We start from the raw sequence: 19,932 nt of genomic DNA, 5'->3' as shown, positions 1-19,932 counted from the left end.
CTGCGTAACTTGGCGTCACGGTGCACAAAGACACCGGTTCTCTAATAGCTACCTGCCGAGGCCCGCTCCATGAAACGACTGATCAGCTGTTGCTTGTTAGTACTCAGCCCCTACGTATTGGCTGGCGAGGATCCATCGTGCAAGAACGTGCGCATGGGCGTGGTCAACTGGACCGATGTGATCGCCACCAGCGCCATGGCGCAAACCCTGCTCGACGGTCTCGGCTATAAAACCAGACAGACCAGCGCTTCCCAGCAAATCATCTTCGCCGGGATGCGTGATAACCGGCTGGACATGTTTCTGGGCTACTGGAACCCGATCATGAACCAGAGCATCACCCCCTTTGTCGATGCCAAACAGGTGAAGGTGCTGGCCAGGCCCAGCCTTGACGATGCCAAGGCGATGCTCGCCGTGCCGACCTATATGAGTGACAAAGGGCTTAAAAGCTTTGCTGACATCGCCAGATTCGAGAAAGAACTGGGCGGCAAAATCTACGGGATTGAACCGGGTTCCGGTGCCAATACCCAGATCAAGGCGATGATCGATCAGAACCGCTTTGGCCTGGGCAAGTTCCAGCTGGTGGAATCCAGCGAGGCCGGAATGCTCTCGGCCGTGACCCGCGCGGTCAACCGCAACGAGCCGATCGTGTTCTTTGGCTGGACCCCGCACCCGATGAACATTAACCAGAACATGACCTACCTGACCGGCAGCGAAGATGCGCTGGGCCCGAATGAAGGCCTGGCCACGGTATGGACCGTCACCACGCCGGACTACGCCAGCCGTTGCCCGAACGTCAGCCGCTTGCTGAGCAACCTGACCTTCAGCGCCGATGACGAGAGCCGCATGATGCAGCCGTTGCTGGACCACAAGGACGCCCGGGTATCGGCCCGGCAGTGGCTCAAGGATCACCCGCAAGACCAACAGCGCTGGCTCGAAGGCGTCACCACAGTGGATGGCAAACCCGCTGCCGGGAACCTGAAACTCAGCGCTAAATAATTCAACACCGAGCCCCTCCGGCCGCCGCCTGCAACGGCAGCGGCGTGGCGCTCTACGCCCTAAGGAATCACCCATGAACCACGACGTCATCATCACTTGCGCACTCACCGGTGCCGGCGACACCAGCGGCCGCAGCCACCTGGTACCTATTACGCCCAAGCAAATTGCCGACGCCGCCGTGGAAGCGGCCAGGGCCGGAGCCACGGTGGTCCATTGCCATGTTCGCGACCCAAAAACCGGTCAGTTCAGCCGCGATGTGGCGCTGTACCGCGAATTGATGGAGCGCATCCGCGAGGCCGACATCGACATCATCGTCAACCTCACTGCCGGCATGGGCGGCGACTTGCACATAGGCCCCGGCGAAAACCCTATGGAGTTCGGCCCCAATACCGACCTGGTCGGGCCGCTGACCCGTCTGGCTCACGTCGAAGCGTTGTTGCCGGAAATTTGCACCCTGGATTGCGGCACCCTGAACTTCGGTGACGGCGACACGATTTATGTGTCGACCCCGGCCCAGCTGCGGGCGGGCGCCAAGCGCATTCAGGAGCTGGGGGTTAAAGCCGAGCTGGAAATTTTCGACACCGGCCATCTGTGGTTCGCCAAACAAATGATCAAGGAAGGCCTGCTCGACGACCCGCTGTTCCAGCTGTGCCTGGGCATCCCGTGGGGCGCGCCGGCAGACACCACCAGCATGAAAGCCATGGTCGACAACCTGCCCGCCAATGCGGTGTGGGCCGGGTTCGGCATTGGTCGCATGCAAATGCCGATGGCGGCCCAGGCGGTCTTGCTCGGCGGCAACGTCCGGGTCGGGCTGGAGGACAACCTGTGGCTGGATCGCGGGGTACTGGCGACCAACGGGCAGTTGGTAGAACGCGCCACAGAAATCCTAAGCCGCCTTGGCGCCCGGGTTCTGACCCCGGCTGAGGGCCGGGTCAAGATGGGCTTGAGCCAGCGCCACTAACACCGCCTCCCCTGCCCACATGTCCCCCCCTGTAGGAGCGTCGACCGGCTGCTCCTACAGGTTTAAGACCGAATTTTGATCAGGAATTACCCATGACCTTTATCACTAACATCAAAACCTTCGCGGCCCTGGGCAGCGGTGTCATTGGCAGCGGCTGGGTCGCCCGCGCACTGGCCCACGGCCTGGACGTGGTGGCCTGGGACCCTGCTCCCGGTGCCGAAACTGCCCTGCGCAAACGCGTGGCCAAGGCCTGGCCCGCGCTGGAAAAAAGCGGCCTCGCCAAAGGCGCGTCCCAGGACCGCCTGCGCTTTGTCAGCACCATCGAAGAATGTGTACGCGACGCCGATTTCATCCAGGAAAGCGCACCCGAGCGGCTTGATCTCAAACTCGAGCTGCACAGCAAAATCAGCGCCGCCGCCAAACCCGATGCATTGATCGGCTCCAGCACTTCGGGGCTGCTGCCCAGCGAGTTCTACGAGACCTCCACCCATCCTCAACGCTGCATCGTCGGCCACCCGTTCAACCCGGTGTACTTGCTGCCGCTGGTGGAAGTGGTGGGCGGACAAAAAACCGCGCCCCAAGCCATTGCGGCAGCGATCGAGGTCTATCAATCCCTGGGCATGCGGCCCTTGCATGTGCGCAAGGAAGTGCCGGGCTTTATCGCCGATCGCTTGCTCGAAGCCCTGTGGCGCGAGGCGCTGCACCTGGTCAATGACGGGGTGGCAACCACCGGTGAAATCGACGATGCAATCCGCTTTGGCGCCGGTTTGCGCTGGTCGTTCATGGGCACGTTCCTCACCTATACCCTGGCCGGTGGCGATGCGGGCATGCGCCACTTCATGAACCAGTTCGGCCCGGCCCTGAAACTGCCGTGGACCTACCTGACTGCTCCGCCACTCAGCGAAAAACTGATCGACGACGTGGTTGAGGGCACCACAGAACAACTGGGCAGCCACAGCATTGGCGCGCTGGAAAGCTATCGTGATGACTGCCTGCTGGCGGTGATGGAAGCGGTGAAGGCGACCAAACTCAAACATGGCATTGCCATCAACGATTGATCGAGGTACTGCATGCCCATCCTCACGACCTACAGCACCCCCGTCCTTGAAGAGTGGGTCGATTACAACGGCCATTTGCGGGACGCGTTTTACCTGCTGATTTTCAGCTATGCCACCGATGCCCTGATGGACCGGCTGGGGCTCGACAGCCAGAACCGCGAGGCCGGCGGCCACTCGCTGTTCACCCTGGAAGTGCACTTGAACTATCTGCACGAAGTGAAGCTCGGCGCCCAGGTCGAAGTGCGTACCCAGCTCATCGGCTTTGATAAAAAGCGCCTGCATCTTTATCACAGCCTGCACCTGACCGGCGAAGTGCAAACCCTGGCCGGCAATGAGCAAATGCTGCTGCATGTCGACCTTTCAGGGCCGCACTCTGCGCCGTTCAGCGAACACACGCTGGCGTTGTTGCAAGCAATAGAAACCCAGCAGGGTGATCTGCCAAAGCCGGCCTATGCGGGCCGGGTGATCGGCCTGCCCAATACCGCGAAGGCATGAAAAAAGCCCCGGACCTGCCGTGACAGGTTCGGGGCTAACCTTGTGTGATGCCCAGAGGGTGACCAAACCATCGACGGTGCCGCGAAAGTCAGTGTGCACAACCCTTTGCGCCGGGACTTAGCCGAAAACGACCTGCGCTTAGGCGTCCCGGACAAATCGTCAAACCGCCCTTGCCCCCTGGCCCGGGCCGTACCAGAATCGAGTTCGATCGCGCCTCTGTAAAAGGATAAAAACATGATGCATGCGGACTTGATTGATGAGCAGGACCTGCTGGGCCAACTGCGCTCATTGGGGTTTGAAGTGTCGGGCAGCGCCGAGCAAGCCTGCACGACCGTGGTTTGCGGGCTGAATGAAACCAACGCGCGCGCACTCAAGGGCCTGGTAGAAAAACTCTACACCGGCAGCGCGACCATTTTGCCAGCGGTGCGCCAGGCCATAGATCAACAACTGCTGCCGGGGCTGGCGCAATTCAAGCAAAACCAGACGGCCTGAACCTGAACCCACCTCTGTAGGAGCGAGCTTGCTCGCGAGCTTTTTTGCGAAGAGCTCGCGAGCAAGCTCGCTCCTGCGGATGGCTCTGCGGCGCTACAGCCTTACGCTGGCAAAGGTTGATTCGTGACGGGCCTGATTCAGGGCTGACATGGGGCCAGCCAGCGGTGTCATCAGCAATGACTGCGGAATCGGCACCAGGGTTGTCTGCTGGGCAGTATTGGAACCCACACGTTCGTCGCGGGGCGGAATACCGAAATACTCGCGGTAACACTTAGAGAAATGCGGAGTAGAAACAAAGCCGCATACCGCCGCGACTTCAATGATCGACATCGGTGTCTGCTTGAGTAACTGGCGCGCCCGCACCAGCCTCAGCTTGAGGTAGTAACGCGATGGCGAGCAGTGCAAATACTTCTGAAACAAACGCTCCAGCTGACGTCGCGATACTGTGACGTACACCGCCAGTTCATCGAGGTCGATGGGCTCTTCGAGGTTGGCTTCCATCAACGCCACGATTTCCTGCAGCTTGGGCTGGTTGGTGCCAAGCATGTGCTTGAGCGGCACCCGCTGATGGTCCTGTTCGTTGCGAATGCGTTCATACACAAACATTTCGGAAATGGCCGCCGACAGTTCGCGGCCATGATCGCGACTGATCAGGTGCAGCATCATGTCCAGCGGCGCGGTGCCGCCCGAACTGGTGAAACGGCTGCGGTCCAGGGTAAACAGGCGAGTGCTCATGGCGACTCGTGGAAAGGCCTCCTGCATGGAGGCCAGACATTCCCAGTGCACGCTGCAATCAAAGCCGTCGAGCAGACCCGCATAGGCCAGGGCCCAGCTGCCGGTGCACACCGCGCCCAGACGGCGCGACTGGCGCGCCTGGCTTTGCAGCCATGAAACGTGCTCGCGGGTCACCGTGCGCTGAATACCGATGCCGCCGCAAACAATCACCATGTCCAGCGCCGGGGCCTTGTACATACTTGCATCGGGGGTTACTTGCAGACCGTCGCTGGCCCATACCTGACTGCCATCTGCGGTGAGGGTGCTCCAGCGATACAGTTCGCGCCCGGACAGCTGATTGGCCATGCGCAAGGGTTCTATCGCGGAAGCCAGGGAAATGAGCGTGAAATTGTCCAGCAGCAGAAAGCCGATGGATTGAGGCGTACGGTTCTGGGGTTGAACCCCGGAGTTGAACGACGTCATCGCGGTATCTCCTCACACAAAGCGGGTGATGGCCCCAGGCACAGGCTCTTGTTATTGCCCTCGTTTGACGGGGCTTTGCAATCACAACGCAAATGCCATGCCTAAACTTGAATGAGCATTCAACAAAGCCTGAAAACGACGTCGCAATGTGTCTGGACGGGTCGTGATGAAATACCGGACAAGCCATGTTTAAAAGCAACCGGCGCAGATTGCCCGGCGCTTTTGAGCACATTGGTAGCACTTGAGGGAGACGCTAGAAACAGAGATGTGACGGAATGTCACCAAGCGCACGAATGCGCTAAAAGAGGTCGGTATGCGCCTAAACAGCGCGCGGAAAACCTGACTACAAACCCTGTAGGAGCGAGCTTGCTCGCGAGCAATCTCGCTCCTACAGGAGGGGGTGACCCAGTCATCCGGCGCTCAGCACTCCACTGCGCTGACGGCCAGACCGCCCCGTGAGGTTTCTTTGTATTTGTCATGCATGTCGGCGCCCGTGTCGCGCATGGTGCGGATCACCCGGTCCAGCGAAATAAAGTGCTGGCCATCACCGCGCAAGGCCATTTGTGCCGCGTTGATGGCTTTGACCGCAGCTATGGCGTTGCGCTCGATACACGGCACTTGCACCAGCCCGCCCACCGGGTCGCAGGTCAGGCCCAGGTTGTGTTCCAGACCAATCTCGGCGGCGTTGCACAACTGCTCCGGCGTAGCGCCGAGGATTTGCGCCAGCCCGGCGGCGGCCATGGCACAGGCCGAACCGACCTCGCCCTGGCACCCCACTTCGGCCCCGGAAATCGAGGCGTTCTTTTTGCACAGAATGCCGATCGCCGCCGCGCTTAATAAATAGTCAACCACATGGGCTTCACTGACTTCGTCGCTGAACTTCATGAAGTAATGCAGCACCGCGGGGATGATGCCCGCCGCGCCGTTGGTGGGGGCCGTGACCATGCGCCCGCCAGCAGCGTTTTCTTCGTTGACCGCCAGTGCAAACAGGTTGACCCACTCCATGGCACTGAGCGTCGAGCCAATGACGTTGGGTTTACCCAGCTCCTGCAAGCTACGGTGCAAGCGGGCAGCGCGGCGACGGACATGCAAACCGCCGGGCAGGATGCCCTCGTGTTTCAGACCTTGCTCCACGCAATCCTGCATGGCCCGCCAGAGCTTGATCAGGCCACAGCGGATTTCATCCTCACTGCGCCAAGTACGTTCATTGGCCATCATCAGGGTGGCCACGCTCAGGTGATGTGTGGCGCACAGTTCGAGCAGCTCGGCGGCGCTGGAAAAGTCATACGGCAACAGGGTCCGGTCCATGTCCAGTAGGCCGCTGGCCGCTTGTGCTGCGTCCACCACAAAGCCGCCGCCCACCGAGTAATAGCTGTCGCGGAACAGTTCGCCATGCTCGGTGGCGGCTATCAGGGTCATGGCATTGGGATGAAATGGCAGGTTTTCGTCGATCAGGCGCATGTCTTGAGCCCACTCGAACGGGATGGGCAAATACCCGTCCAGCAGCAGTGTCCGACTTTCACGCAGTTGCGCGATGCGCGGGCCAATCTGTGCCGGGTCGATGGCGTCCGGCCATTCACCCATCAAGCCCATGAGCACGGCATTGTCGCTGCCATGGCCGATGCCCGTGGCGGACAGCGAGCCATAAAGCTGCACTTCAATACGGCGTACCTGTTGTAGCTGGTCGCGTTCGCGCAAACCCTGCACAAACAGCGCCGCGGCCCGCATGGGCCCGACCGTGTGGGAGCTGGAGGGGCCAATGCCGATCTTGAACAGGTCAAACACGCTGATAGCCATGAGCACAAAGCCTCGGGGGTGAATGCCCGCACTATGGGCGGTTTTCAATCCGCTAAAACGTCCAGCTACGACCCGGCTTTGCCTGCCAGCGCCCTCGCCGTTTTATAGGGTGCAGAGGGCCGGAAAAGCCGGTTTTGACAGCGGAATTTTCCATATACGACCTCCCAAGTACCAGATACGACCCTCCCTGTACTGGATGCGACGCACCCTGTAGGCGTTTGAATTTCACTGTTACATGATCAGTCTCGACTCGATTGCCAGATGCGCCGCCAAACGTCTGCCGGGCATCGCCCAACCGCAACTGATACGTGCGGCTTTTCGATTCGAAAAACCGCCACCCAGACACCCAGGAGTCGTTCCATGAAACATTCCCCGTCGCTGTTGCTGGCTGCACTGTTGAGTCTGCCCGTGATCGTCCAGGCTGCAGAGCCGGCGCAATGCAGCACCGTTAACTTCTCGGATGTCGGCTGGACCGACATCACCGTCACCACCGCCGTCACCAGCGAGGTGCTCAAGGCCCTCGGCTACAAGACCAAAACCACCATGATTTCAGTGCCCGTCACCTACAAGTCGCTGGCCGATGGCAAGAACATGGACGTGTTTCTGGGCAACTGGATGCCGACCATGGAAAACGACATCAAGGCTTACCGCGATGCCGGAACCGTCGAGACCGTGCGGGCCAATCTGGAGAATGCCAAATACACCCTCGCCGTCCCCCAGGCGCTGTATGACAAGGGCCTCAAAGACTTCTCCGACCTGCCTAAATTCAAGAAGGAACTGGACGGCAAAATCTACGGCATCGAACCGGGCAACGATGGCAACCGCATGATCCAGACCATGATCGACAAGAACGCCTTCGGCCTTAAGGACGCGGGCTTCAAGGTTGTGGAGTCGAGCGAAGCCGGGATGCTGTCACAAGTCGATCGCGCCCAGCGCCGTGGCACCGACGTGGTGTTTCTGGGTTGGGAACCGCACCCGATGAACACCCGTTTCAAGATGAAGTACCTCACCGGTGGCGATGATTTTTTTGGCCCCAATTATGGTCAGGCGACTATCTACACCAACACCCGCAAGGGCTACACCGAGGAGTGCCCGAACGTCGGCCAGTTGCTGAAGAACCTGGTGTTCACCCTGGACATGGAAAGCACCCTGATGGGCAAAGTGCTTGATGACAAGATCAAACCGGACGTGGCGGCCAAAGCCTGGCTCAAACAGAACCCGCAGGTGCTCGACACCTGGCTGACGGGGGTGACCACGATTGATGGCAAGCCGGGCCTTGAGGCCGTAAAGGCCAGCCTAGCGAAGTAATCTCGGGCGCCGGACGGCACGCCCGTCCGGCTCCGGTTCAATTCCCCCTGCATGCGGATGTTCACTACCATGCTGATTGATCACAAAATCCCTCTGGGCGAGTACATCGCCAGCTTCGTCGACTGGCTGACCAAACACGGTGCCAGCACCTTCGACGCCATTGCGCTGACGCTGGAAACCATGATCCACGGCGTGACGTTCGCCCTGACCTGGTTCAACCCCTTTGTGTTTATCGGACTGATTGCACTGCTCGCGCACTTTATTCAACGCAAGTGGGGGCTGACGGTGTTCGTGGCGCTGTCGTTTCTGCTGATCCTCAATCTGGGGTACTGGCAAGAAACCATGGAAACCCTGGCGCAGGTGCTGTTCGCCACCTTTGTCTGCGTGATCATCGGGGTGCCGCTGGGCATTCTGGCGGCGCACAAACCCATGTTCTACACCTTCATGCGCCCGGTACTGGACCTGATGCAGACCGTACCGACCTTCGTTTATCTGATCCCTACCCTGACCCTGTTCGGCCTGGGTGTAGTGCCGGGGCTGATCTCTACCGTGGTCTTTGCGATTGCCGCGCCGATTCGCCTGACGTACTTGGGCATTCGCGATGTACCCCATGAACTGCTCGATGCCGGCAAGGCCTTTGGCTGTTCGCGCCGCCAACTGCTCACGCGGATCGAGCTGCCCCATGCCATGCCCAGCATCGCGGCCGGGATTACCCAATGCATCATGTTGTCGCTGTCGATGGTGGTGATTGCCGCGCTGGTCGGTGCCGATGGCCTGGGCAAACCGGTGGTCAACGCACTGAACACCGCAGACATCGCCCTGGGCTTTGAAGCCGGACTGGCGATTGTTTTGCTGGCGATCATGCTCGACCGGATCTGCAAGCAGCCGGAAGCTAAAAAAGGAGCCGACGCATGAGCATTATTCGCTTCGACAAAGTCGACGTTATCTTTGCCAAAGATCCACGCGAAGCCCTGGGCCTGCTGGACCAGGGCCTGTCACGGGATCAGATCCTGAAAAAAACCGGGCAGATTGTCGGCGTCGAAAGCGCCAGCCTGGACATCGACAAAGGCGAAATCTGCGTGTTGATGGGGTTGTCCGGCTCGGGTAAATCCAGCTTGCTGCGCTGTATCAACGGGCTCAACACCGTGAGCCGCGGCCAGTTGCATGTGGAGCATGAAGGCAAGCAAATCGATATTGCTTCCTGCACCCCGGCCGAACTGAAAATGATGCGCACCAAGCGCATCGCCATGGTGTTTCAAAAGTTCGCCCTGATGCCCTGGTTAACCGTGCGCGAGAACATCAGTTTTGGTCTGGAGATGCAGGGCCGGCCCGAAAAGGAACGACGCACCCTGGTGGACGAAAAGCTGGAGCTGGTGGGCCTGACCCAGTGGCGCAACAAAAAGCCGGATGAACTGAGCGGCGGCATGCAGCAGCGGGTCGGCCTGGCCCGGGCGCTGGCAATGGACGCCGATATTTTGCTGATGGATGAACCGTTTTCGGCACTGGACCCGCTGATCCGCCAGGGCTTGCAGGACGAATTGCTGGAGCTGCAACGCAAACTCAGCAAGACCATTGTGTTTGTGAGTCACGATCTGGACGAGGCGCTGAAACTGGGTAGCCGCATCGCGATCATGAAAGACGGCAAGATCATTCAGTACAGCAAGCCCGAAGAAATCGTGCTCAACCCGGCAGACGACTATGTGCGCACCTTCGTCGCCCATACCAACCCCCTGAACGTACTGTGCGGGCGCAGCCTGATGCGCACGCTGGACAACTGCAAACGCATCAACGGCTCGGTGTGCATAGACCCGGGGGACGACTCGTGGATTGATCTGGCAGAAGGCAACACCATCAAGGGTGTGCGCCAGGGCGCCAGCAGCGTGGACTTGCAGCACTGGAGCCATGGGCAGGCCGTCGAAGGACTGGGACGCGGGCCGACCCTGGTGGATTCCGGAATCGGCATGCGCGACGCGCTGCAAATCCGTTATCAGACCGGCAACAAACTGGTGCTGCACGACAATCAGAAAGTGGTGGGGATACTCGGCGATACCGAGCTGTACCACGCGCTGCTGGGCAAAAACCTGGGCTAAGTGCCCGTACTGACCTTGTAGGAGCGAGCTTGCTCGCGAGCTTTTTAAACCAGCTCGCGAGCAAGCTCGCTTCTACAGGAGGGACGTGAATTTAGCTGTAAACCCGCCCAAGGAGCTGGCGATGGCTTTCAAACTGGTCGAGCACGTCACGGCTGATTTGCTCAGGGGTGAAGCCCATCAGGTCGTACTCCTGGCTGCCGTTGTGCAAATACACCTCGGCCCGGTAGTAACGATTGCGCACTTCATCCTGGCCGGACTCGCCCGGCGCCGCCATGTAGCCGTCCAGGCTGACTTCGTAGACAAACGGGTTGCCTTCTTCCATCTCGACCCGCACGCCCATGCAACGCTTGGCTTTACCCAGCAAGGTCTGTACATCGAACCCTTGAGCACGCAGTTGCGCAGCGGCTTCTTCCAGCGCCGGGGACACGTGTTTGTCCATGAAGCGCTGCACCACCGCCTGGGTTGGCTGCAGGTCCTGGGCCGTCAGGCGCTCGCTGAAAAAGCCGCTGCGACCGCGGGCTGCCAGTTCGGCCTGTTCCTGTTCCATCTGGGTGTCCTGGCGCATCGCTTTGTGCAGGCCGAACATAAACAGGATCAGCACCACCGAGAACGGCAGGCCGGCCAGTACGACCATGGTTTGCATGGCGGCAAAGTTACCGGCGAACAACAGGCCGATGGTCACCAGGGTGATCACCACCGACCAGAAGATGCGCAGCCAGTGCGGTGCGTCTTCATCGACATCGCCGCCTTTGCAGGACAGGTTGGCCATCATTACCGCCCCGGAATCCGCCGGGGTCAGGAACAGTACAAAGCCGACAAAGATCGACACGCCGATCACGATTTTCGATGCCGGGTAGTGCTCAAGCAGTTGGTAAATCGCCATCGACGGCTGTTCGAGCGCCGTTTTGCCCAACTCCACCGCGCCGTGGTTAACCACCAGGTCCAGTGCCGAGTTACCGAAGATCGACAACCAGGCCAGGGTGAAGCCCAGCGGAATCAGCAATACACCTGCTACCAGTTCACGCACGGTCCGCCCGCGGGAAATACGCGCGATGAACATGCCGACGAACGGGGCCCAGGAAATCCACCACGCCCAGTAGAACAGGGTCCACAGACCCAACCAGCCTTCGGTCTTTTTGGTGTCGCCTTCATAGACGTACAGGTCGAAGGTTTTCATGACGATACCGTTCAGGTAGTCGCCGGTGTTTTGCACAAAGCCGTTGAGCAGGTGCAGGGTCGGGCCGAACAACAGCACGAAAATCAGCAAGCCACTGAACAGCACGATGTTCAGGTTCGACAGACGGCGAATACCGTTTTCAACGCCAGAAACCGCCGCGATGGTGGCCACGGTGCTCATCACGATGATCACAATCAGCAAGTTGGTATTGCTGTGTTCCATGCCGAACAGGTTCTCAAGCCCCGACGACACTTGCATCGAGCCAATGCCCAGGTTGGTCACCAGGCCGAGCAACGTCACGAACATGCCGAAGCCGTCTACCGCATGGCCCGCAGCGCCTTTTACCCAACGCTCGCCCATCAACGGGTACAACGCCGAACGCAGGGCCAGCGGCTGGTTGTGGCGGTAGGCAAAGTAAGCCACGGCCAGACCGACCAGTGCGTAGATCGCCCAGCCATGCAGGCCCCAGTGCAGGAAGGTCAGTTGCAGCGCCTGTCGCGCGGCTTCATGACTGCCCGAGACGCCTTCAGGCGGGTTGAAGTAGTGGTCCAGCGGCTCGGATGCACCGAAGTACAACAGCGAGATACCGATACCGGACGAGAACAGCATCCCGGCCCAGGCGCCGTAGCTGAAGTCGGGGGTGTCTTGCTTGGTACCCAGTTTCAGTTTTCCGTAGGACGAAAACGCCAGGCCCACGACGAAAATCAGGTAAGCGGCAATCACCACCATGTAGTACCAGCCGAAGCTGCGCGACAGCCATTCCTGGGCAACACCCAGTACGCGGCCTGCTTCTTCGGGGGCGATGATCAAAATGGCAGTCAGCAACAATATCAAGGCAGTGGAGGTGTAAAACACCCAACCGTTGACCGTCACCTTTTGCGGCGGGGTCTTTATAAGAGAAGCAGAACTCATGGCACGGATGCTCCAGGCAGCGCGAGAGAAAGACTTGAGGCAACGCACCACTCGACCAAACGCTTAGATAGCGACCAACGGTCGAGTGATATAAAGACACCGCTAAAAAACCGGACCCGCCCGGACCCTGCTGTTTTTGCCGGAGCGAGCTTGCTCGCGAGCCCTGTAACGCGATTAGAAAGCTCGCGAGCAAGCTCGCTCCTACACAAAGCCGGGGTTCCAGAGATGTTTGCTGTGTCGTTTTTCGCCATTCATGCCCAAGGAAATGGCACAAATCGCGACGATTTGTCGCAGAGCTTATTCTTTGTTGATTGAACGTTCAATCAAAACAAAATAGACTGGTCTTCGTTCAGTGATCGATTTGCACTGCTCGCAGGCCCAAGGAGATTTGCAAGATGCCAAAGGTCGGGATGCAACCCATACGCCGCCAGCAGTTGATCGAAGCCACGTTAACGGCGGTCGATCAGGTCGGGATGGCCGATGCCAGCATTGCACTGATTGCCCGTTTGGCCGGCGTGTCGAATGGCATCATCAGTCACTACTTTCGCGACAAGAACGGTCTGATTGCCGCCACCATGCGGTACTTGATGAACGTCTTGATCGAAAACGTCACCGCCCGCCGCCAGGCGCTGAGCGATGACAGCCCAAGGGCACACCTGCAGGTGATCGTTGAAGGCAACTTCGACGCCAGCCAGGTCAGTGGCCCGGCAATGAAGACCTGGCTGGCCTTTTGGGCCGCCAGCATGCACCAGCCGTCGTTACACAGATTGCAGCGGATCAACGATCACCGCCTGTATTCCAATCTGTGCTGCCAATTTCGCCGAGTCCTGCCGCAGGCCCAAGCCCGCAATGCAGCACGAGGCCTGGCAGCTCTCATCGATGGTCTATGGTTGCGGGGTGCCCTGTCGGGAGACGCTTTCGACACCGAACAGGCACAACGCATCTGCTACGAATACATGGATCTACAACTGGCGAAAAAGGTGAGTTAGGCCCAATCAACGCTTAACCCCTGAACTGTCGCGAATCTGAGTTGCCCCAGTTAGATGGCAGCCAGTTTCACGATCAACGCCAACCACTTATGCACTTGCGAGGATTTTATGGCCCGTTTCGAACTGCAAAAACTCTACATCGACGGCGGCTACACCGACGCCAGCAGCGGTGCAACCTTCGATGCCATCAACCCGGCTAACGGCGAAGTCCTTGCGCAAGTGCAACGTGCGACTAAAGAAGACGTTGAGCGTGCTGTTGTCAGCGCCGAGAAAGGCCAGAAAATCTGGGCTGCCATGACTGCCGTAGAGCGTTCGCGCATCCTGCGTCGGGCTGTGGACATCCTGCGCGAGCGCAACGATGAACTGGCCGCTCTGGAAACCCTGGACACCGGCAAGTCGTACTCCGAAACCCGTTATGTCGACATCGTGACCGGCGCCGACGTACTGGAATACTACGCAGGCCTGGTGCCCGCCATTCAGGGCGAGCAAATCCCGCTGCGCGACACTTCGTTCGTTTACACCCGTCGCGAGCCGCTGGGCGTTGTAGCCGGTATCGGCGCGTGGAACTACCCGATCCAGATCGCTTTGTGGAAGTCCGCACCGGCGCTGGCTGCCGGTAACGCGATGATCTTCAAGCCAAGTGAAGTCACTTCGCTGACCACCTTGAAACTGGCTGAAATCTACACCGCTGCCGGCGTACCGGACGGCGTGTTCAACGTGCTGACCGGCAGCGGCCGTGAAGTCGGCACCTGGCTGACCGAGCACCCGCGCATCGAGAAAATCTCGTTCACCGGCGGCACCGACACCGGCAAGAAAGTCACCTCCAGCGCCACCAGCTCTTCGCTTAAAGAAGTGACCATGGAACTGGGCGGCAAGTCGCCGCTGATCATTTTTGATGACGCCGACCTGGATCGTGCGGCTGACACCGCGATGATGGCCAACTTCTACAGCTCGGGCCAGGTGTGCACCAACGGCACTCGTGTGTTCGTACCGACCGCACTTAAAGCTGCGTTCGAAGCCAAGATCCTGGAGCGCGTTGCACGTATCCGCATCGGCAACCCGGAAGACGAAAACACCAACTTCGGTCCGCTGGTCAGCTTTGCTCACATGGAAAGCGTGCTGGGCTACATTGCCAAAGGCAAGGAAGAAGGCGCCCGCCTCCTGTGCGGCGGCGAACGCCTGACCCAGGGCGACCTGGCCAAAGGTGCATTCGTGGCACCCACCGTGTTCAGCGACTGCACCGATGAGATGACCATCGTCAAAGAAGAAATCTTTGGCCCGGTGATGAGCATCCTGACCTACGACACCGAAGAAGAAGTGATCCGCCGCGCCAACGATACCGAGTTCGGCCTGGCCGCCGGTGTCGTGACCAAAGACCTGAACCGCGCCCACCGCGTCATTCATCAGCTGGAAGCGGGCATTTGCTGGATCAACGCCTGGGGCGAGTCCGACGCCAAAATGCCGGTCGGCGGCTACAAGCAGTCGGGTATCGGCCGCGAAAACGGCATCAGCTCCCTGGCGCAGTACACCCAGATCAAATCGGTACAGGTTGAGTTGGGCGATTACGTTTCGGTGTTCTAAGCCGATTGTCTGACTGACAACCGATCAACTGTAGTCGCTGCCGCAGGCTGCGATAAGGCTCGCAGAGCCCTCTTGCCAAAGCAGGAGCGCGACTGCTTCGCAGCCGATCGCAGCCTGCGGCAGCGACTACAGGGTTCTTTATCTACACGAGGGTGCATTTTATGTCCCAAGAATTCGATTACATCATCATTGGTGCCGGCTCTGCCGGTAACACCCTGGCGACCCGTCTGACTGAAGACGAAGGCGTCACCGTGCTGCTGCTCGAAGCTGGCGGCCCGGACTACCGTTTCGATTTCCGAACCCAGATGCCTGCGGCTCTGGCGTTCCCGCTGCAAGGCCGTCGCTACAACTGGGCCTTTGAAACCGATCCTGAACCGCACATGGACAATCGCCGCATGGAATGTGGCCGCGGCAAAGGCCTGGGCGGCTCGTCCCTGATCAACGGCATGTGCTACATCCGCGGCAACGCGATGGACTACGACGGCTGGGCAAAATTGCCAGGCCTCGAAGACTGGGATTACCTGAACTGCCTGCCGTACTTCCGTAAAGCGGAAACCCGCGACATCGGCGCCAACGATTACCACGGCGGTGATGGTCCGGTCAGCGTGACTACGCCAAAGGCAGGCAACAACGTGTTGTTCCACGCCATGGTTGAAGCCGGCGTACAGGCTGGCTACCCGCGTACCGAAGACCTTAACGGCTACCAGCAGGAAGGTTTCGGCCCGATGGACCGTACCGTGACGCCAAACGGTCGTCGTGCCAGCACCGCTCGCGGTTACCTGGACACCGCCAAGCAGCGTTCGACCCTGACCATCGTCACCCACGCCCTGACCGACAAGATCGAGTTTGAAGGCAAGCGTGCGGTTGGCGTTTCTTACATGGTCGGCGACAGCGACACCCGCATTCTGGCCAAGGCCCGTAAAGAAGTGCTGCTGTGCAGCGGCGCGATCGGTTCGCCAACCGTGCTGCAACGCTCCGGCGTCGGCCCGGCCGAACTGCTCAACAGCCTCGATATCCCGGTGGTTCACGACCTGCCGGGCGTCGGCCAGAACCTGCAGGACCACCTGGAGCTGTATCTGCAATACGCATGCACCCAGCCGGTTTCGCTGTACCCGTCTTTGCTGTGGTACAACCAGCCGGCCATTGGTGCCGAGTGGCTGTTCCTGGGCAAGGGCATCGGCGCCAGCAACCAGTTCGAAGCGGGCGGTTTTATCCGTACTCGCGAAGACTTCGAATGGCCGAACATCCAGTACCACTTCCTGCCGGTTGCGATTAACTACAACGGCAGCAACGGGGTGAAAGAACACGGTTTCCAGGCGCACATGGGCTCCATGCGTTCGCCAAGCCGTGGCCGGATCAACGTCAAGTCCAAGGACCCGCGCGAGTACCCGAGCATCCTGTTCAACTACATGGCCGCCGAGCAAGACTGGCAGGAGTTCCGTGACGGCATCCGCCTGACCCGCGAAATCATGCAGCAGCCTGCTCTGGACGCCTTCCGTGGCCGTGAAATCAGCCCGGGTATCGACAAGCAGACTGACGAAGAACTGGACACCTTTATCCGTGAACACGCGGAAACAGCGTTCCACCCGTCCTGCTCGTGCAAGATGGGCACCGACGAAATGGCTGTCGTGGATGGCGAAGGCCGCGTGCATGGCATGCAGGGTCTGCGGGTAGTCGATGCGTCGATCATGCCGCTGATCACCACCGGTAACCTCAACGCACCGACAATCATGATCGCCGAAAAAATCGCCGACAAGATCCGTGGTCGTGCGCCACTGCCGCGCAGCACTGCCGACTACTACGTCGCAGGCGATGCACCGGTACGCGGCAAGCCGCTGCGTGATGTGAGCCGTACCGCGCAGTAACACCGATTGCAATTGAGCCCGTTCCTGCTTCTGTGGGAGCGGGCTTGCCCGCGATAGCATCACCCCGGGTCGTCTGCATCGCGGGCAAGCCCGCTCCCACAACCATCCCGGTTTCATCCTTCCCCGCTTGTCCCGGCCTCCCCGCAGGCCTACTCTAGAGCCTCGTTTCACTTCCCAAACCCAAGCTTCGATACACTTTTCGTTGTTCGGAGGTCTGTGCATGTTCGATTTCTACCCTCAGCTCAAGCAGCGCTTTGGCGCGCTGCGCACCCGGGCCGAGTTCTTTTCGTTGCGTTATGTACGCGAGTCCGGGCAACACCTGTCGGTACGCAAGAACGTTGCAGATCCCCCTGCATTCAGTCACGACCAGGGCGCGATGCTGACCGTGCGGGTCAACGGCGTTGAAGCCTATGCCGCCACCAACGACCTGTCGCAGGCCGGTTTGCAGGCCGCTCTGGATCGTGCCGAAGCCCAGGCCCGTCTGATCACGCCCCACGCGCTGCTCGACCTGACACTCGAACCGGTATCCCGGGAACGCGCCGACTATTACTCGCCCGATCTGGACCAGACATTCCCGTCCCTCAGCCAGTGCTTCGAGCTGCTGGGGGCCGAGTCGGCGGCCGTGCCCAAGGACGAGCGACTGGTCAGCTGGGACGTGTCCCTGGGGCTCAATCACGTCGAGCAGATTTATCTCAACAGTGCGGGTGCCGAGTTGCGCCGGGCGCAGCGTTTTGTTTTCCCGGGCATGAGCGTGACCGCCTATGACGGCAATGACAGCCAGACCCGCAGCCTGGGCCGTGAAAATTTTGGCCAGCAAGGCGGTATCGATGTGATCGGCCGTTGCGGCCTGATCGGAGCCGCGCCCCAGGTCGCCGAGCAGGCCCTGCAGTTGCTGCTTGCGCCCAACACACCCCAGGGCAAGCGCGACCTGCTGTTGATGCCCGACCAAATGATTCTGCAGATTCACGAATCCATCGGCCACCCGCTGGAACTTGACCGCATTCTGGGCGACGAACGCAATTACGCGGGCACCAGCTTCGTCAAGGCCAGCGACTTCGGCAGCCTGCAATACGGCTCCAGGCTACTCAACGTCACCTTCGACCCGACCATTGCCGAGCAGTTGGCCAGCTATGGCTTTGACGACGACGGCACCCCGGCGCACAAGGAATTCCTGATCCGTGAAGGTTTGCTGCTGCGGCCTTTGGGCGGGGCCCTGTCGCAATTTCGCGCAGGCCTCGACGGCGTGGCCAACAGCCGGGCATGTAGCTGGAATCGTCCACCGATAGACCGTATGGCCAACCTCAATATCGAACCCGGCGACAAGTCGATGGCGCAACTGGTTGGCGCGATCGAAAACGGGATCCTGATGGCCACCAACCGCTCCTGGTCGATTGACGATGCGCGCAACAAATTCCAGTTCGGCTGCGAGTGGGGCCAGTTGATCGAGAACGGCGAGCTCAAGGGCGTGGTCAAGAACCCCAACTACCGCGGTATCTCCGAGCAGTTCTGGCGCAACCTCAGCGCCGTGGGTGATGCCAGCACGTTTAAAGTGCTGGGCACCCCCAACTGCGGCAAAGGCGAGCCCAACCAGGTGATCCGTGTAGGCCATGCGTCCCCGGCCTGTGTGTTCAGTAATATCGACGTGTTTGGAGGCGATGCCTGATGAGTACCCCAATAAGTCAGGCCGGGCAGTTCAAGGCACTGGTGCAATGGCTGGGCGATGCGATCCGCAGCCCGGAACAATTCACCTTGGGCTATAACGCCGAAGCATCGGAATTCATTCGTTTCAACAAGGGCAAGGTGCGCCAGGCAGGGCTTGTACAACAGGCAAGCCTGAGCCTGAAGCTGATCGACAATGGCCGTCACGCTGACGTCAGCATCACCCTGGCCGGTGACCCGACGGTCGATCAACAGCGCGTGTGCGAGGCGTTGCAGCAATTGCGCGACACCTTGGCGTTACTGCCGGTTGATCCTTATCTGCTGCTCAACCCCGAGCCGTGGCACAGCCACAATGTGCAGGACCAGCCATTGCCGGACACCGCCCGTGTGCTGGAGGAAATCAGCCGCAGCGCCGAAGGCATCGACCTGGTGGGTTTTTATGCCAGCGGCCCGATCAGCTATGGCTATGCCAGCTCCGAAGGCGCGCTGGGCTGGCACCAGGCCAACAGCTTCAACTTTGACTGGAGCCTGTTCCACAGCAATGGCCAGGCGGTGAAAGCCAGCTACGCCGGGGCGGACTGGGACAGCCAGCGTTTTGCCCGACGCATGCAATTGGCCCGCGAGCAGCTGGAGTTTCTCGATCGCCCGCTGCATGCCCTGGCACCCGGCGAATACCGCGCTTATCTGGCTCCGGCGGCACTGGAAGAAGTGATGAGCATGCTGAGCTGGGGTGGGTTTTCGGCCCAGGCGCTGGCCAGCAAATACAGCCCGCTGCAAAAACTCTATGCCGGTGATGCGCAACTGAGCCCGCTGGTGTCGCTGGACGAGCGGGTGAGCCAGTCCCTGAGCCCGGGGTTTTCCGAGGAAGGGTATCCGCGCCAAGATCTGTCGCTGGTCAAACACGGCAAGGCCAATCAGCAACTGGTGGGCTCGCGCAGCGCTGCCGAGTACGGCCTTGAGGCCAACGGCGCCCCCTGGGGTGAAGGGCCGAGTGCGCTGGCAATGGCGCCGGGCAGCCTGGAACAGGCCGATATCCTCAAGCAGTTGGGTACCGGGCTGTACATCAGCAACCTGTGGTACCTGAACTACTCCGACCAGTCGGCGGCACGCCTGACCGGCATGACCCGCTTCGCCACGTTCTGGGTCGAGAATGGCGAAATCAAGGCCCCGGTCAACACCATGCGCTTTGATGACAGCGTCTATAGTCTGCTGGGTTCCCAGCTTGAAGCACTGACCGTGGAACGCGAGCTGCTGTTGTCGGCCAGTACCTATGACCAGCGCCAGACCGCGTCAAACCTGTTACCGGGAGCGCTGGTAAAAAAACTGACATTGACGCTTTAACCACCCTGCCCACT

At 60.0% G+C, this 19,932-nt stretch carries 16 protein-coding genes; 13 read left to right on the top strand and 3 right to left on the bottom strand.

Translation table 11 applies throughout. From position 1 onward, the window contains the following. Positions 1 to 69: 69 nt before the first annotated feature. The 5 genes from choX to AOC04_RS21985 all read left to right on the top strand — a co-directional run bounded on the left by choX (position 70) and on the right by AOC04_RS21985 (position 4,002). Complete coding sequence (gene choX / locus AOC04_RS22005; RefSeq protein ID WP_060696653.1) at positions 70 to 996, top strand: choline ABC transporter substrate-binding protein; 927 nt, start codon at positions 70 to 72, stop codon at positions 994 to 996. 73 nt (positions 997 to 1,069) lie between these two features. Then, positions 1,070 to 1,957, top strand: a complete 888-nt coding sequence (cdhC, locus tag AOC04_RS22000) for a 3-dehydrocarnitine:acetyl-CoA trimethylamine transferase CdhC (protein ID WP_060696652.1) — start codon at positions 1,070 to 1,072, stop codon at positions 1,955 to 1,957. 92 nt (positions 1,958 to 2,049) lie between these two features. After that, positions 2,050 to 3,015 carry an L-carnitine dehydrogenase gene (locus AOC04_RS21995; RefSeq protein WP_060696651.1) on the top strand — a complete coding sequence of 322 codons (966 nt, stop codon included), beginning with the start codon at positions 2,050 to 2,052 and terminating at the stop codon, positions 3,013 to 3,015. Between the two features lie 12 nt (positions 3,016 to 3,027). Continuing rightward, positions 3,028 to 3,510 carry a thioesterase family protein gene (locus AOC04_RS21990; protein WP_060696650.1) on the top strand — a complete coding sequence of 161 codons (483 nt, stop codon included), beginning with the start codon at positions 3,028 to 3,030 and terminating at the stop codon, positions 3,508 to 3,510. Positions 3,511 to 3,744: 234 nt separating this feature from the next. Next, the gene (locus AOC04_RS21985; RefSeq protein ID WP_060696649.1) at positions 3,745 to 4,002 is read left to right on the top strand and encodes a hypothetical protein; all 258 of its coding nucleotides are present in this window, start codon (positions 3,745 to 3,747) and stop codon (positions 4,000 to 4,002) included. A 93-nt stretch (positions 4,003 to 4,095) separates the two neighbouring features. On the opposite strand, the gene gbdR is transcribed toward AOC04_RS21985, so the two are convergent. Together gbdR and AOC04_RS21975 are read right to left on the bottom strand one after the other, a co-directional pair. After that, complete coding sequence (gbdR, locus tag AOC04_RS21980) at positions 4,096 to 5,199, bottom strand: choline metabolism transcriptional regulator GbdR (protein WP_060696648.1); 1,104 nt, start codon at positions 5,197 to 5,199, stop codon at positions 4,096 to 4,098. A gap of 420 nt (positions 5,200 to 5,619) precedes the next feature. Beyond that, positions 5,620 to 6,996: an L-serine ammonia-lyase gene (locus AOC04_RS21975; RefSeq protein ID WP_060696647.1), complete on the bottom strand. Its 1,377-nt coding sequence runs from the start codon at positions 6,994 to 6,996 to the stop codon at positions 5,620 to 5,622. 360 nt (positions 6,997 to 7,356) lie between these two features. Between AOC04_RS21975 and AOC04_RS21970 the strand changes: the two genes are divergently transcribed. The 3 genes from AOC04_RS21970 to choV all read left to right on the top strand — a co-directional run bounded on the left by AOC04_RS21970 (position 7,357) and on the right by choV (position 10,394). Beyond that, positions 7,357 to 8,304 (top strand): choline ABC transporter substrate-binding protein, encoded by a 948-nt coding sequence (locus AOC04_RS21970; protein ID WP_060696646.1) that lies wholly within the window; start codon positions 7,357 to 7,359, stop codon positions 8,302 to 8,304. Between the two features lie 69 nt (positions 8,305 to 8,373). Beyond that, on the top strand, positions 8,374 to 9,219 hold the full coding sequence (choW, locus tag AOC04_RS21965; protein WP_004419575.1) for a choline ABC transporter permease subunit: 846 nt from the start codon (positions 8,374 to 8,376) through the stop codon (positions 9,217 to 9,219). Beyond that, positions 9,216 to 10,394 (top strand): choline ABC transporter ATP-binding protein, encoded by a 1,179-nt coding sequence (gene choV / locus AOC04_RS21960; RefSeq protein WP_060696645.1) that lies wholly within the window; start codon positions 9,216 to 9,218, stop codon positions 10,392 to 10,394. The genes choW and choV overlap by 4 nt, the downstream gene beginning before the upstream one ends. 91 nt (positions 10,395 to 10,485) lie before the next feature. Here the strand turns inward: choV and AOC04_RS21955 are convergent, their stop codons facing one another. Continuing rightward, positions 10,486 to 12,426, bottom strand: a complete 1,941-nt coding sequence (locus tag AOC04_RS21955) for a BCCT family transporter (protein WP_237178974.1) — start codon at positions 12,424 to 12,426, stop codon at positions 10,486 to 10,488. Between the two features lie 452 nt (positions 12,427 to 12,878). Here AOC04_RS21955 and betI point away from each other — a divergent pair, with 452 nt between their 5' ends. From betI to AOC04_RS21930, 5 genes are all read left to right on the top strand, one after another. After that, positions 12,879 to 13,472, top strand: coding sequence for a transcriptional regulator BetI (gene betI / locus AOC04_RS21950; protein WP_060696643.1), 594 nt, complete (start codon positions 12,879 to 12,881; stop codon positions 13,470 to 13,472). Positions 13,473 to 13,580: 108 nt separating this feature from the next. Further along, the gene (betB, locus tag AOC04_RS21945; RefSeq protein WP_060697007.1) at positions 13,581 to 15,053 is read left to right on the top strand and encodes a betaine-aldehyde dehydrogenase; all 1,473 of its coding nucleotides are present in this window, start codon (positions 13,581 to 13,583) and stop codon (positions 15,051 to 15,053) included. A gap of 161 nt (positions 15,054 to 15,214) precedes the next feature. Beyond that, positions 15,215 to 16,918 carry a choline dehydrogenase gene (gene betA, locus AOC04_RS21940; protein WP_060696642.1) on the top strand — a complete coding sequence of 568 codons (1,704 nt, stop codon included), beginning with the start codon at positions 15,215 to 15,217 and terminating at the stop codon, positions 16,916 to 16,918. A 220-nt stretch (positions 16,919 to 17,138) separates the two neighbouring features. After that, on the top strand, positions 17,139 to 18,581 hold the full coding sequence (locus AOC04_RS21935) for a TldD/PmbA family protein (RefSeq protein ID WP_060696641.1): 1,443 nt from the start codon (positions 17,139 to 17,141) through the stop codon (positions 18,579 to 18,581). Further along, the gene (locus tag AOC04_RS21930; protein WP_060696640.1) at positions 18,581 to 19,918 is read left to right on the top strand and encodes a TldD/PmbA family protein; all 1,338 of its coding nucleotides are present in this window, start codon (positions 18,581 to 18,583) and stop codon (positions 19,916 to 19,918) included. Before AOC04_RS21935 ends, AOC04_RS21930 begins: the two co-directional genes overlap by 1 nt. The last annotated feature ends 14 nt before the right edge of the window (positions 19,919 to 19,932 follow it).

Origin of the sequence: Pseudomonas versuta, from assembly GCF_001294575.1 — a bacterium.
Taxonomy (GTDB): Bacteria; Pseudomonadota; Gammaproteobacteria; order Pseudomonadales; family Pseudomonadaceae; genus Aquipseudomonas; species Aquipseudomonas versuta.
Note: the sequence above shows the minus strand (reverse complement) of the source record. Positions and strands in the feature narration are given on the sequence as shown.